Source organism: Candidatus Bathyarchaeia archaeon, assembly GCA_038873195.1.
GTDB lineage: Archaea > Thermoproteota > Bathyarchaeia > Bathyarchaeales > Bathycorpusculaceae > DSLH01.
This window is the reverse complement of sequence record JAVZEV010000001.1, coordinates 1,395,626-1,410,202: the sequence shown is the minus strand read 5'-3', so window position 1 is coordinate 1,410,202 and position 14,577 is coordinate 1,395,626. Positions and strand designations below refer to the sequence as shown.

The window sequence follows — 14,577 nt, the reverse complement described above, 5'->3', positions numbered from 1 at the left end:
TCATGTAAGTAACTGTTTCATTTTTTGCACACTTTCATTAACATGCATAACAGATTCGATTACAACAACTTTGTCATAAGATATTTTTCTCAGCGTTTTTGCAAAGTTCTCCCAGTCTACAGTTCCATAGCCGATGCCTAAGTGTTGGTCGCTTTTTCCATCATTATCATGCGCGTGAACATGCACAATTCTGCTTGCAAAAGTCTCCATGAAACGTTCTATTTGACCATTAATGTTTGCGTGTCCAACATCTAAGACTAAGCCTATGTCTTCGTTGATTTCTTCATAAAACTTGGTAAATTGCTCCACATTTTTCATTAGGAAGGGATATGGTTCTGGCACGTTTTCTACGGCTATCTTCACGCCGTAATCGTTTGCAGATTTGAAAAGCAAACGTACTGTTTTAGTGTTTTGATGCCAGTCCAGGTCTGGATAGAACATGCTGATACCCGTTTTTAATCCAGGATGGAAAACCCACATGTAAGCATCCAAAGCATGTGCATAGGCTATTGATTCTTTCAATCGCTTACAAACAGCTCTCACTATTGGTTTGGATGGCGATGCAATGTTTATGTCTGCGAAGGGTGCGTGCACGGAATATTTCAGGTTGTGCGAGTCTGCAATGTCTTTTAGTGTCTTGATTCGTTGTTTGTTTAGTGTGTGAAATCCGTCGTCAACAATTTCCACGCAGCTTGTTTCTGTTCTTGTAAGATGCTCAGCCATTTTCTCGAAGGGCTCGCTTAAACAGTATAACATGGAAAGCCCGATTTTTGGTTTTGTCATAGACTAATCCCATTTGTGTATGGCAGAAATTTAGACTTCTAACTTCTGGTTTATAACTTAACTTGTTTTGTAATGAAAGTTTCTGTCAAGAGAAACATATGAGGTCCGAGTTGGATTCCAATTATGCATTATTACTAATAATTCAGACTTCGCTTTCATACAAGTTAAATGTAACACTCAAAGAAACTTGAATGAAAGAATAGCATTTACTATGGAAGCTAACCTCATGGCTGCGCAGTATGATGGTGCAAAAGATGAAAATTCAGATAGAATTCTCTTCAAATGTGAACAAGCATTTCGCAGTCTGGTCGAAAATGCATTTGTAGGCATCGCCATTTCAGATTTGAAGGGAAGATTGAAATATGTAAATAAAGCCTTGGCTGATTTGCTGGGTTATTCCGTTTCCGAGTTGCTAAATCAACCATTCAAAAATTTTATACACTCTGCTGATCGAGGAAAAGTAATGCGTCTATTTTTGCGCATTATTGTATTACGAAGAAAACCTGGACATTTAGAGTTTCGGGCAGTAAGAAAGGATGGTAATGTTCTCAATCTTTGGAGCAAGCCTTCACGGTTTACAGTTAATGGAAGGACCGTGGGTTTTCAAGCAATAATCGTAGACATCACTGAGCCTAAGAAAACGGAGAAAAAACTGAAGGAAACTAACAGAAAACTGGAAATGCTGTTGGAAACGGCAATGGAAGGAATAACCATTGCTGATGCAAATGATAACTTATCTTTTGTGAATAAAGCGTTTGCTGAGATGCTGGGTTACAAGCAAGAGGAGCTTATTGGCACAAATTTACGTAAACTCGTAGACGAAGAAGGCTTCGAAAAAATTAGAAAAGAAACAGAGGCTAGAAAGAAGGGCAGTATAAACCGATACGAAATTAAGTTGTACTGTAAGAACGGTGAACCACGTTTTGTTCAGGTATCCGCGTCACCGTTTTGGGATGAAGATGGAAACTTTGCAGGTGCTCTTGCAATTGTCATGGATGTGACGGAACGTAAGCTGATGGAAGAGAGACTACGTGAGTCTGAGGAAAAATTTAGAGGTATGGCGGAAAGAAGTTTTGATGCAATAGCCCTTGTTGATCTTGAAGGAAAAATCACGTATGCTTCTCCTTCTGTAGGAAAAGTTTTGGGTTATCCACAAAGCGAAGTTATTGGCAAGTCTTTTTTAGAATATTTCCCTTCAGACTCGCTTTCCACTGCATCACAATTATTCGCAGATTTAATGCAAGGCAAAAGTTTTGAAGGCTTGCAGCTGGGGCTTCCTAGAATAGACGGAACCACAGCTATTGTAGAGATTAACGTTGCTCCCGTAATCATGAACGGTAAGATAACAGGTTTCCAAGCGGCTTTCAGAGACATTACAGAACGCAAAAAAATGGAGGAAAAATTACGAGAATCTGAAGAAAGGCTGAGTTCATTGATAGAATATGCACCTGATGCAATTTACATTAATGACCTTAATGGAAAGATTTTGGAAGGAAACAAACAAGCAGAAATTTTGACAGGTTACAAGAAAGAAGAATTGATTGGAAAGAGTATATTGGAGGCTGGTCTTCTTCCAGAACAATACGTGTCAAAAGCTATCGAAGCTATACAAAAGAATCTATGTGGACAAAGAACTGGACCAGACGAGTTTGAGCTCATAAGAAAAGATGGAAGCAGAGTTTTTGTTGAAATCTCAACTATTCCAGTAAAAATTGGACAGAGAATCGAAATTTTGGGCATAGCTAGAGATATTACAGAAAGAAAGCAAATGCAGAAGAAACTGGAAGAGTACTCTCAACAACTTGAAACACTTGTTGAACAAAGAACTAGACAATTGAAAGAAGCTCATGAGAAACTAATAAAATCTGAAAGGCTTGCCGCCATCGGAGAAGTAGCAGCCATGGTTGGTCATGACTTGCGTAATCCGTTAACAGGAATAAAAGGCGCTACATATTACTTGAAAACGAAATTAAGCTCCCAAATGGATGCAAAAACAAGAGAAATGCTTGAGTTAATCGAAGCTGACATAGAATATGCGAATAAAATCATAACTGACCTATTGGAATACTCGAGAGAAGTGCACTTGGAATTAACGGAAACAAACCCAAAAACTATCATGACAGAAACTCTGCGTCTAATTAAGGCGCCAGAAAACATTCAGATAATAAACCAAACAGAACCAGAACCCAAAGTAAAGATTGACATAGAGAAAATGACCAGAGTATTTCACAATTTAATCACTAATGCGATTGACGCCATGCCCAATGGTGGCAAACTCACAATAGCAAGCCACAAAACAGATGGCAACGTAGAATTCATTTTCAAAGACACTGGAATAGGAATGACAAAAGAAACAATGGAGAAAATCTTCGTACCGTTTTTTACAACGAAAGCCAAGGGAATGGGATTAGGCTTACCAATATGCAAACAAATTGTTGAAGCACACGGCGGAAAAATTTCAGTTGAAAGTGTAGTTGGCGAAGGAACAACTTTCACACTTACACTTCCTAGAGAACCAAAAATAAAAGAAGAAGGTGAAAAAACATGGATAAACGTGCCAGAATCCTTGTCGTTGACGACGATGAAGGAATCAGAAAAGTCTTAGCAACAATTCTAGAAGATGAAGGATTCGCGGTAGACACGGCGGAAAACGGAAAGACAGCAATTAAGAAGTCAAATGAGAGATTCTACAATTTAGCTCTAATAGACATAAGACTACCAGACATGGAAGGAACAGAACTTTTAACAAAACTAAAAGACACAACGCCGAAAATGCGCAAGATAATGGTTACGGGTTACCCATCCTTGCAAAACGCTGTCGAAGCCCTAAACAAAGGTGCACATGCTTATATAGTGAAGCCCTTTGAGGTAAAAAAGGTCATAGCAGTCATTAGGGAACAGTTGCAAAAACAGCAAGAAGAAAAAGAGTACAGTCAAGAAAAAGTCAAAGAGTTCATTGAAACACGAGTAAGAGAATTAGAAGAAGAAAAACCGGCAGCAAGCAAAAAGTAGCATTGAAAAAGCCTCTTTTATTTTTCGTTTCTAAATATGTGAATAATTAAATCTTCTTTAGAATAACCTGAATTGTTTAGGATGAAAACTGGTTCTTACAAAACTTAAGTCTACAGTAGTCTTTAACTGGTTGTTGCGTGTTCCCAATGCGATTTCTACAAACTCTTTTAATGTATGCTCAGAAAACTCTACTGTTGGTCTTCCATATCTCAAGCCACTACACGTAGAATCAGCATATACAAAAAGTTGATGTTCACCATAACTATAAACCGCATCGTTTGCATATCCATACTGTGGTTTGCCAAGAATTTTAAAAGGCCAAAGCTTGCATGCTTTAGGTTTCATGTGTTGCAAACCGCATAAGTAAATGCCAGATAGATTGTATAGAAAAATGCAAGAACCGTCACTTTTCCTTTTAAGAAACAACTTATCCAAGCCTGAAACTGTCGCTTCGACACCATAATTCTTTACTATTCTCAGCCATTCAGGAAATTTCAGAACTACACTATAAGCTCTGCAACAGATTCCGCAAGAGTTGCATTTCCAATCAGCTAGGTACTGCCATGGAACAAACAACATTTCTGTTTCGCTAAAAATTCTAGGAAAACTTTTTCTTAAAAATTTATTTGCAGAAAGGCTTCAGTTTTTCAATGATTTCTTTTGGAATTTGCACGGCCTTTTCCATATGCTTATCGGCTGCTACAATCACTACGTATCCCTTAGCCAACAAAATCGCTGATTCCTTGTTGAAAATTTTAAACTCGTATTTTATGGATTTTTCCTTTAACTCCTCAATTGTCAATTCCACTTCGATTAGGTCGCCGAATCTTGCTGGTTTTTTAAATTGGCAGAAAGATTCAACTCTTGGAAGCCAAATTCCCATTTTGTTAATGTCGGTGAAGCTGAAGCCTAAATGTCTGTAAAATTCTTCTTCTGCTCTTTCGAAGAATCTGAAATAGTTTGAATAGTGCACGACTTGAGCAGCGTCCGTGTCTGCCCATGTGACTCTAAAAGAAGTTTTAAAAGTGGTACGCGGCATGTCTATCACTAAAGAAGGCAACATTAAACTTTCTTATACAAATAGATAGTGTGCGAAGGATACCCTAATGTTTGGTTTTCACAGAAATTCAAAACCTTAATGGGTTTCCAACCAACGATTTCGTAATCGTGAGAAACCACGCGAACTCCCTTTTTGAGTTCAGCTTCGAGTTTCGGCTTAACCTTTTCATTGGCGCTTGTTGTTAAGTAGAGAAAGACAACGTCCGCCGAGGTTAGGTCTACGTTAAACATGTCACCGTTTACTATTGTTACTCTATCTTGCAGTCCTTGTTCGTAAATGGAGCTAAGCGCTTTCTTAACAAGGTCTTCTCGCAACTCAACACCGACAGCCCTTGCTCCAAAGTCCTTCGCAGCCATAATGACTGTTCTGCCGTCTCCTGCGCCTAAATCGAAGAATATTTCGCCGGGTTTTAGTTCGGCGAGAATGAGCATTTGGCGTATTACTTGTGGCGGACTTGGAACGTATGGTGCGATGAACAGTTCATTTGCCTCCGTTTAAACTCAATTGTAACCTATGTTTTGTAATTTTAAAGGCTTTTGCGCTGTTTAAGCGACGTATGTGGCTTTTTTGGGTTGCGGTCTTCTGGCTTCTCCGCATTTCATGCAGCTTTGCGCGCATAGTTCAAGGTATTTTGCTTCGTCTTTGGAATTAACCGCTTCAGCTGCTTTGCGGCATAGTTCGCTTTGTTCTTCGCATCCTTCTTCTTTGCATAAGCTAGATATGTAAGAGCAGATGTCACGCACGTCTTTGGGTTCCAATACGGCTCTGTTTGTGCGAACCAGAAGGCATAATTCTCTGGCTAGAACACAAGTTTTAACGTACTTTATTCTTTCAAGAACTTCTTCGCGGAGTTTTTTTCGGCTTATTTCCAAACTTTTAATCTCCCTAATTAGCAAGCAGATGGTGCTTAGGCAAAATAGGATAAGCCTTCATTTAAAAGTTGTTGTATGTCTTAAAGTGTTACCAGAATCTTTTGCTTAGGGCTTTGCGTTCTGCTTCAAGAACGAGTTCGTAGAATCTGTCGTTGAGTTTAGGTTCTTCTTCGAGAACTTCTTTAACATCGGAAGGCTGAACCTTTCGAGCACATAAGGCTACAGCTGCAGCTTTTCCATATTTGGTTATTAACTGTGCTGTTTGCGTTGCTTGTTTGTGCAGTTTTTCCTCGCTTTTCGCTAGTTTTTCGCCTTTCTTTTCGATGAGTGGCATAGCCTTTTCTTCTTCTACTTTTAGTAAGCCTATGGCTGTTGAGCCGCATCTTGGACATTTGGGCTTGTCTGGCAAGTCTTTAGCGCGTATCATTTCCATGTAGTTCCAGCAGTTTGTGCAGATGTAATTGCATGTTTCGTTTAGTAATCGCGCTTTGGTGGATTCGATGAGGACAGCGCGCATTCTTTCTGGTGGAATCAAGTCGGTTTTCATGCTTACACGTTCGATGCCGACACGCGCTATTGGCGTTGCGTTTCCGCCTGTTTCTACTTTCTGCAGTTGGATTTCGCCTTCTCGGATTTTTCTTAAAACAAAGAGTAGTTTTTCCAAGTCTAAGTCTTTTGTGAACACTTCTTTTAGGGCTTCTTCGTAGATTGGTGTTTCTTCGAAGCTTTTTATTAGACGTTGTGGACTTACGCTGCTGAAGTCTGCCCATTTTTTGAGTGCGCCGAAGCGTCTTGCAACGTGAATCATTCTGCGTTTGAAGAGTCCGGTTTTTACGGCTGCGCGTGTTAGTGTGCCTCTTATTGTTTGGTCTGGCATGGTGCGGATTTCGTTGAGTAGTTCGATTGTTTGGTCTGCGTTTGTGGCGCCCATGGTTTGGATGAATATGCGGTAGGGGTCGTGTTGGACTACGATGCCAGAGCCGATTTTTTCGGAGAGTAGTTGACCGAGTAGCTGTGCGAGGGCTCTGTTCGTAAGTGAACCGAAGTTGGCGTGGATTATTACGAATTCTTTCCAGTCTTCGATGGTTATTCGATTTTGTGTGGGCACTGGAAATCTTGCTGAGACTTGTTCTATTGTTTCTGTTATTGCGCGGAGTATCGTGTCTTTGTCTGCTGGGTATTCTTCGCTTAGTTTAGTGGCAATTTCGTCTGAGGATGCGCCTTTCTGCAGTTGTTCTTCGACAAAGCTGCGGATTTTGCCTACTTCTTGTGCGACTTCGAATGGGACGGGGATTTCTTCTCCTATCCAGCTTGGTATTGCGCCTGTTGGGTCGTCGACTGGTTTTACGTGAACCTTTTCTTCAGAGACGTGTTGGATTCGCCATGGTGTTCCGCGGATTATGAATTTTGTTCCTGGTTTGCCGTATTCTGCCATGAAGGCTTCGTCTAATACGCCTATCGCTGCGTCGCTTGATTCGTCTACTACGAGGAACTGTTTTTCTTCGGGTATCATTGATAGGTTTTCAAAGTAGTATTCGAAGAGTGCTTTTGTTCTGCGTGGTTTTAGGACGACTTTGTCTTCGAAGGAAACCCATGCTAAGCGTGGGAAGCGTTGGTGCATGTAGCGTAGGATTTTTTCTATGTCTTCTATTGTTAGGTTTTCGTATGGATAGGCGTTTTTGAACATTTCTAGGATTTCGTTGAATTCTAATCTGCGGTTTTTAAGTAGCAAGCCCGCGATTTGGTGTGCTAGGACATCGTAGGGTTTGGGTGGAATGTCAACGGGTTCTAAGTCTTCTTTTAGAGCTTTTTTTGCTATGGCTAAAGCTTCTAGTGTATCGTCGGAGTCCATTGCGACGATTATTCCTTGGGCTATTTTGCCTATTCTGTGTCCGCTTCTGCCGACGCGTTGGATTAGGCGGGTTACTTGTCTTGGGCTCATGTATTGTATGACGAGGTCTATTCTGCCGACGTCTATGCCTAGTTCTAGACTGCTTGTGCATACTAAGCCTTTTAGTTCGCCGTTTTTTAGTCCTCTTTCTGCGGCTATGCGTGATGGTTTTGCTAGTGAGCCGTGGTGTATGGATACTGGATAGTCGATGTCCCAGACTTTGAATCTGCTTGCTAGGACTTCGGATATTGCGCGTGTGTTTGTGAATAGGAGTATGGATTTGTGTTTGCTTATGTAGTCGCGGATTATGCGCAAGCGAGCGGCGACTTCTGGATGCGTGTAAAGTTGGTCTGCGAGTTTAGCGTCGTCTTCTTCTGGTTTGGGATAAACGGTTTTTAGGTGCATTGTTCTTGCGACTGGGACGCGGATGATTTCGACTGGTCTGTGGTTTCCTACGAGGAACTGTGCAACTTTTTCTGGGCTGCCGATAGTGGCGGATAAGCCTATGATTTGAAAGTCTTTACCTATCATTGCGCGCAGGCGTTCAAGAGCTAGGGCGAGCTGACTTCCGCGTTTGCTGTCTGCCATTTCGTGTACTTCGTCGATGATTACCCATTTTACGTTTTGTAGGTGTTGGCGCATTATCCAGCCGATGAGTATTGCTTGTAGTGTTTCTGGAGTGGTTATTAGGATGTCTGGCGGGCTCATGCGTTGTCTTGTGCGTTCTTTTGTTTCTGTGTCGCCATGTCTTACAGCGAGTTTTATGTCTAGGTTGTTGCACCACCATTCGAGTCTTTCAAGCATGTCGCGGTTTAATGCGCGTAGGGGCGTGATGTAGAGGACTTTTATGCCCGGAGTTCCTTGTTGTCCTTGGAGGAGCATGCTTAGGACTGGTAGGAATGCGGCTTCTGTTTTGCCTGTGGCTGTTGGCGAGATGAGCAGAACGTTTTTGCCTTCAAGGATTTTTGGTATGGTTTTTTCTTGTGGTTCTGTGGGTTTAGAGAATCCTCTCTGCTCAACAAGCCTTCGAACGGGCTTGACAAGAAGTTCAAAAGCGTTTTTGGGGGAATCTTTCAATGGAGGTTATGCCTCGATGCTGAAGGAAATAAGCATTGAAACAAGGGTAAAAGCGTTTTGCATTAATATAGTAGCAACATTGCATTATCTGGGCATTGTTGACGTTTTCTTTTTAGGCTTGTGAAAGTTATAGCTCCCCTTATAAATAGGTTCAACCCAGAATACTCGTTGGTATATAAGCGAAAATTTAAGATTTTGCTAGAAGATAAAATCGCAAGTTTTATAAGGCGATTTTCGATTAGTAGTTTTATTGAACTTTGCGAATAATGTAGAGGAATACTATTTGGAGATTCCAAACTTTAAAACTTGGAAAACTGTGGTTTTGCTGTCAATAATAGTGGTGCCGGTGGGTTTGTTTGTGGCGTTTAAATTGACAGAGAGAACAAGCGAAGCGCCGACAATAGCGGAGACGATAACGTTGGAGCCGGTTAGGTGGGAGTTTGAGAGACCCAGTTATAGCACAAAAATTACTGAAAACGTCACGTCGGAGAACATTACAGGCGTATACTCTAGCGAAGATTTTTTGATGAATTCAATAATAACAATTGATTGTTGTAGTGGAGATTGGCGTGATGGTGAATGGTGGTCCGCGTTTGGTTCTCAATATTTAACAATGAATGTTTCAGCAACGGCTTTTGTTCCCGTGGGCTACATGGTCAGTGTGAACGTGAGTTTTCAAGAGGATTATACGGCTTCGCAAGTGGGCCTATACGGTAATGAGTGGAGTTTTAGTTTTAACAATCTTTCCCTCATTGACTACACCTCTGGCCTAGTTGGAACGCAAAAAGCCTTTTTCAACATGAAAAGCCTAAACAACCCAGCACAAGCGAGTTTCTGGAGACTCGCCGAGTGGGTTTTGCGCAGCCTCTATAACCAGTCACATTTATTGAGGATAAACGTGGAATTTACATATTTTAATGGCACAGTCTACAAAAGGGTTATTCAGCCTTTCGTGCTGAAGGTTTTTCCAGACGATAACAACAGCTTCGAAACTGCTGAGGAATTAAGCGTAAACCAAACCCGCAGAGCCTACATAGGAAGCCCAATTGACCCTTTTGATCAAATAGACTATTATAAAATTTGGCTGGAAGAAGGCACCACAGTCATACTCAATCTTAATTATTTAGGAGGCGGCGGGATTGAGACATACGTTTATGGTCCAAACGGAACGCTTGAGGCTTGTCTGCTTAACAGAGGAAATTCTTCGTTAAAACAACTCATGTTAAAGATAACCAAAACAGGCTGGCGGTGCATAAAACTAGCTGCACCAGATGGGGGCCATTTCATATACACTGTTACAGTTACAACGCAAAGTGATGAAGCGTGAAAAGTCGCCATAGAATATCTGCCTTTACCATAATCACAATGCTTCTGTTACAAGTATTGCCCTTAACGTATGCGGCTGTTGAGTTTGAAAGACCGCATAGACCCATCGAGCTAGGGGACCAGAACGTTTATGGTGTGAATTCGGATGACAACGCTTCCATAGCCTTAGGTGCTTGGTTGACTAGTTATACCGCGAATGATTTGAGATATGGTGGCTCTGGTCATGATTGTGTGCGTTTTAATGTTAGTGTGATGGCTAATTCGCGTAGGCTTGATTATTTTGAAATGTGGGATACTCCATATTTTTGGATAGACGAGTCTGATTATGACCAGAAGGTTGTTTACACGGGTGTGGGCGACGAGTGGGGCACGTAGCTTAACCTTTCAGTGTTCTGGGGCGTTTTAGGCAACGATTTCAGGTTCAAGTTTTACCACGCCAAGTACAGAAGTGTCGAAGCGGATGGCGAGTGGACTTGCGTTTGGATAAGCAGCAACGGGTTCATAAGCTTTGACGTTTCAGAACATAAGGGTGGCGAGCCTGCCTCGCTGTCTAATCCGCAAGCGCCGAACGCGTTTATAGCGCCTTTGTGGACAGACCTTGTGGTTGACGAGCAAGCCTCAATAATTGTTGGTTATCACTATCACGTTCCGCCCTACCCGCCGATAAGTTACAGAAACTATTTTGTTGTAACATGGAGAAACGTGCGTGTGAAAAACACAGCAACCCGCCTAACATTTCAAACCGTTCTTCTGATGTACACAGCTTGGGAAGATGAACAAGACCGCCAAGGACTCGAGACATCAGTCAATGGCCTAGTCTACTTCAACTACAACCACGCAGAAAACATTAACCGCCCATTCACCTACGGCATCGAAAACCACGACGGCTCCTTAAGCAAAGGCGCAGGACGCCTCGGCGGATCCAACCTCGCAAGCTTCAACGGAAAAACAATAAAATTTGAAGCAGAAGGCTATTACAACTTCATAAAAAATCTATACTTGGAAGCGCAGGATTCAAATCCTAATTCACGATGCGGCATACCAGACGCTTTTGGTTTCCCCAGAGGACACAACGTTAAAACAAAAACTGATCCTCCACCACAGCCAGACGACACTGGCAGTTGGTACAGATTGCTTGCCAGCACAAGCAATTGGCTGTTGGGCTTTGGCGGCTACTTAGCGCAGAGATGGGAATTGATAGAGTTTAGCATCACTCCAATAACGATTCCTGTAGGCGCGGTTATATTAGCTTGGGGATATTACGACCAATTTGCAAAAGCCCAATACAATTCCACCGATGTTGTCGAGCGCATGGATGGACAACGCGCTTACATCAAAGTTCCAGCAAACCATACAGATGGTTACCCATCATACGTTCAAGACGCCACCTTAGATGTAATCCTCTATTGGTTGCTTACCGACTCTGCGAGAGACCAGCCTCACACTCTAACAATAAAAGCCACCGTAGAGTATGGTTACGCCGCGTATTCATGGAACCTAACCACAACAATAACCGATATCAAAGTAAACCCGGACAAAGGCAAAAACTCTTTCGACCTAGCAGAAGAAATACATGAAGGAACCTATAATTGGCTCTACATAGATGACCCCCACGACCACGATGACTACTATAGAGTCTATGTTCCTTACTATAGACGTGTATGCGTAACTGTTGCACCAACACTGCCGAACAATACAAATTACGACCTCTACCTTTACAATTCAACTCGCCACATCATTTCCATATCTGAAAATCCAGCAGGACAAGCAGAACTCGTTCAAGGAGACGAGTTAAGAGAAAGCAGCTGGTGGTATATAAAAGTCAACGCGACAAACGGAGGCTTCGGCTTTTATAGCATGTCGGTAAGCTTTCAGCAGTTGAGACAGTTAAATGTCAGCGCCTCTGATGGTGGCACAACCAACCCGCCTCCTGGAACATACGCGTATGTGGAGGACGCGTATGCAACGGTCACTGCTTTTCCCGACACAGCCAACGGCTACTATCTTAAATGTTGGGTTCTGGACGGCACTGCCTACTACAATTTTAGCAACACCATAAATGTTCTGATGAACACAGATCACTCTCTAACAGCGGTCTTCAGCAACTTCACTGGAGGCGGTCCAAGCGAACCGTGTCCAACCTTGTTTGTTTGGAATGGCACGGCATGGATAGATTACGGCGTCATAGACATTCATAATCCAACCGGTGAGGATGTGGTCCGCGAGGTGCAAGTTTCAAAGGAGGACGTTGGCGTAAGCAGTTATACGGTTAAGTTTCGTTTGCGAGAAGGCTGGCTGGGTTTGAACTTTTCTGAATCCGTCATAGACCAAGTGAAGCTGTACGCCATTATAAATGGAAGCCGCTACCTATGCCCGCTCATAAGCGCAACACATAGCACGCAAGGAAACGTCTGGTTAAGGCTAATCCTAAGCGATGATTATAAAGCGCAAATGCTTCTTCTAGAAACAATAGACCTAACCTTTCTAATGCCCTACCCAACAAGCCAAACACAAGCCTATGTCTTCACAATCAAAGGATGCAACATGCTAAAACAATGATTTCCAGCATAAAGATTTAATGAACAATCATAACTGTTTTAGAATAAAAAAAGAAAAACCGTTGGGTTCCAAGAAGTGAACAAACGTAAAAAATCTATAAAAAAGCCTAAATCAAATATCGAAATCCGACAGATGACCTTGGAAGACGTTCCGAGTGTTTGGCATTTGGGCGAGAAAACTTTCACTCCGTCAAGTTTGCAATATACTTACAGAACGTGGAACACTGACGAGTTGCTTTCGCTTTTCAGCAACGACCCGGAACTGTGCCTCGTAGCCGAACATACCAAAACAAACAAAATAGTCGGCTTTGCTTTGGGAACAATTTTGAAACGTCCATTTAGTCCGTGGACGTATGGCTATTTTGTTTGGGCTGGCGTGCAGAAACGCTTCCAGAAAACTGGTGTGGGAAGAAGACTCTACAGAGAACTGGAGAAACGTTTCAAAGAGAAAGGCGCACGCATCGTCATGGTTGACGTGGAAAGCAATAATCCAGCGGGAATACGCTTTATCAAAAAATTAGGCTTTAAAGAGGCACAAACCTACGTCTGGTACAGCAAAAACCTTGAACAATGAAAGAAAAAGAGAAAAAGGCTAATCTATTGGTGTAATGTGCGCTTTTGTACGGATTACTGGCGTGTGCGTGTAGTCTCCCCAGCCGCCTGCAACAACCAGTTTATCTGAAACAGCGTCAACATTCGCCAGCATGCTCAGCAAATTATCCAGTAGTCTTGACTTCGCAACAGCACCTACTATTTCGCCGTTCTTCACAGTCATCAAGCCCATCCGCAGAATACTCGTAAAATCGCCACGCGTCGGATTCGTCAACCGCGTATAATGAAAACGTCTAATAAGCAAACCATTCTTTGTCTCTTCCAAAATTTCCTCTCGCTTCCATTTTCCAACTTCAAAATAGGCGTTTCTAGGCACTGGAACATTCTCGCAATTGTAGTTTTTGCCTGGAAAACTGCTAACGCCAACAGCCAGCGACGCCCGAACAGCGCTTGCGGTTGTTCTTTTCTTTTCCATAGTTCCATAAAAACTGTCGTATACGAAAGTTTTCAGAACGCCTTTATCAATTATAACATTCTTTTTGGACGGCGTTCCCTCATCATCCACAGGCGCCGAGCCTACACCGTTCGGCATTAAAGGGTCATCAACCAAAGTCAACTGTGAACTAGCCACTTTCTTGCCTACTTTGTCCAACAAAAGCGGAGAGAAAAGCTTCGCAAACAATGGACTAACCAGCATGGAAAGATAGCCGATTAATGCGTGAGTTGGCTCATAATCCAAAATCACCGTATAAGTGTCCGCCTTTAACCTCTTCGCCTTTAATCCACAAACAGCCATCTCCGCCGCTTTCTCGCCGACGCCTTTTGGCTTAAGCTCTTTTAAGCTTCGCCCGGCAGTCGCATCTGAGCCTTCAGAAACGTCTTTTCCACTTTTAGCCGTCGCACTTAAGCTAGCCTCAAAGAATGTTCCACAGTTTTCTGCAGAAACCCCATGCGTGTTCAAAACGAGCGTTTCATAATTCACGATGTTCAGTACACCAGCATTGTCCACAACCTTCTTGCTATACCCAAGCGACGCCTCAACCATATCATACGCAAGGTCAACAGCTTTCTCCGAAGGAAGCTCAGCCAACCGCTTATCATAAACTCCAGAAACCTTCGGAACCTTGCTTGGCTTAGGAAAAGAGTATTTGAACGGCAATTTTCTGGCTTTCGCAGTAGCCAAAGCCGAGTCAACAAGCTTCTCCAAAGACCCTTTCGACAAGTCTGCCGTAGAACTAAAGCCCAGCATATTGCCCTTAAGGACGCGTAAGCCAACACCAACATCATGCACGCCCTTAGACTCAAAAACCGCATTATTCACAAGCCTAACAGTTAACACCCTGTTCGAAACAAGAAAAGCCTCCGCTTCGCTTAATCCTCGCTTCTCAGCAATCCTCAAAACAGCTTCCCCAGCTTCCTTCAAACAATCCAAAGCAGACGCCATAA

General features: G+C 42.6%; 13 protein-coding genes. 6 read left to right on the top strand and 7 right to left on the bottom strand.

What is annotated here, in order from left to right; translation table 11 throughout:
• On the bottom strand, positions 1–783 hold the full coding sequence (locus QXW63_07850; protein ID MEM3461805.1) for a sugar phosphate isomerase/epimerase family protein: 783 nt from the start codon (positions 781–783) through the stop codon (positions 1–3).
• A gap of 211 nt (positions 784–994) precedes the next feature.
• Between QXW63_07850 and QXW63_07845 the strand changes: the two genes are divergently transcribed.
• Together QXW63_07845 and QXW63_07840 are read left to right on the top strand one after the other, a co-directional pair.
• The gene (locus QXW63_07845) at positions 995–3,388 is read left to right on the top strand and encodes a PAS domain S-box protein (GenBank protein ID MEM3461804.1); all 2,394 of its coding nucleotides are present in this window, start codon (positions 995–997) and stop codon (positions 3,386–3,388) included.
• A complete protein-coding gene (locus tag QXW63_07840; protein MEM3461803.1) occupies positions 3,328–3,795 on the top strand; it encodes a response regulator in 468 nt (155 codons plus the stop codon). The genes QXW63_07845 and QXW63_07840 overlap by 61 nt, the downstream gene beginning before the upstream one ends.
• Before the next feature lie 57 nt (positions 3,796–3,852).
• Here the strand turns inward: QXW63_07840 and QXW63_07835 are convergent, their stop codons facing one another.
• The 5 genes from QXW63_07835 to QXW63_07815 all read right to left on the bottom strand — a co-directional run bounded on the left by QXW63_07835 (position 3,853) and on the right by QXW63_07815 (position 8,695).
• Positions 3,853–4,374, bottom strand: a complete 522-nt coding sequence (locus QXW63_07835; GenBank protein MEM3461802.1) for a YkgJ family cysteine cluster protein — start codon at positions 4,372–4,374, stop codon at positions 3,853–3,855.
• A 43-nt stretch (positions 4,375–4,417) separates the two neighbouring features.
• Positions 4,418–4,834, bottom strand: coding sequence for a thioesterase family protein (locus QXW63_07830; GenBank protein ID MEM3461801.1), 417 nt, complete (start codon positions 4,832–4,834; stop codon positions 4,418–4,420).
• Positions 4,835–4,857: 23 nt separating this feature from the next.
• On the bottom strand, positions 4,858–5,328 hold the full coding sequence (locus tag QXW63_07825; protein ID MEM3461800.1) for a methyltransferase domain-containing protein: 471 nt from the start codon (positions 5,326–5,328) through the stop codon (positions 4,858–4,860).
• A gap of 72 nt (positions 5,329–5,400) precedes the next feature.
• On the bottom strand, positions 5,401–5,727 hold the full coding sequence (locus QXW63_07820) for a hypothetical protein (protein ID MEM3461799.1): 327 nt from the start codon (positions 5,725–5,727) through the stop codon (positions 5,401–5,403).
• A gap of 88 nt (positions 5,728–5,815) precedes the next feature.
• Positions 5,816–8,695 carry a DEAD/DEAH box helicase gene (locus QXW63_07815; GenBank protein ID MEM3461798.1) on the bottom strand — a complete coding sequence of 960 codons (2,880 nt, stop codon included), beginning with the start codon at positions 8,693–8,695 and terminating at the stop codon, positions 5,816–5,818.
• Between the two features lie 250 nt (positions 8,696–8,945).
• Here QXW63_07815 and QXW63_07810 point away from each other — a divergent pair, with 250 nt between their 5' ends.
• The 4 genes from QXW63_07810 to QXW63_07795 all read left to right on the top strand — a co-directional run bounded on the left by QXW63_07810 (position 8,946) and on the right by QXW63_07795 (position 13,153).
• Positions 8,946–10,022, top strand: a complete 1,077-nt coding sequence (locus QXW63_07810) for a hypothetical protein (protein MEM3461797.1) — start codon at positions 8,946–8,948, stop codon at positions 10,020–10,022.
• Positions 10,019–10,396 carry a hypothetical protein gene (locus QXW63_07805; protein ID MEM3461796.1) on the top strand — a complete coding sequence of 126 codons (378 nt, stop codon included), beginning with the start codon at positions 10,019–10,021 and terminating at the stop codon, positions 10,394–10,396. The genes QXW63_07810 and QXW63_07805 overlap by 4 nt, the downstream gene beginning before the upstream one ends.
• A 12-nt stretch (positions 10,397–10,408) precedes the next feature.
• A complete protein-coding gene (locus QXW63_07800) occupies positions 10,409–12,580 on the top strand; it encodes a hypothetical protein (protein MEM3461795.1) in 2,172 nt (723 codons plus the stop codon).
• Between the two features lie 75 nt (positions 12,581–12,655).
• The gene (locus tag QXW63_07795; GenBank protein MEM3461794.1) at positions 12,656–13,153 is read left to right on the top strand and encodes an N-acetyltransferase; all 498 of its coding nucleotides are present in this window, start codon (positions 12,656–12,658) and stop codon (positions 13,151–13,153) included.
• 18 nt (positions 13,154–13,171) lie between these two features.
• Here QXW63_07795 and QXW63_07790 read toward each other — a convergent pair whose 3' ends face one another.
• Positions 13,172–14,575: a TldD/PmbA family protein gene (locus QXW63_07790; protein ID MEM3461793.1), complete on the bottom strand. Its 1,404-nt coding sequence runs from the start codon at positions 14,573–14,575 to the stop codon at positions 13,172–13,174.
• Positions 14,576–14,577 lie beyond the last annotated feature (2 nt).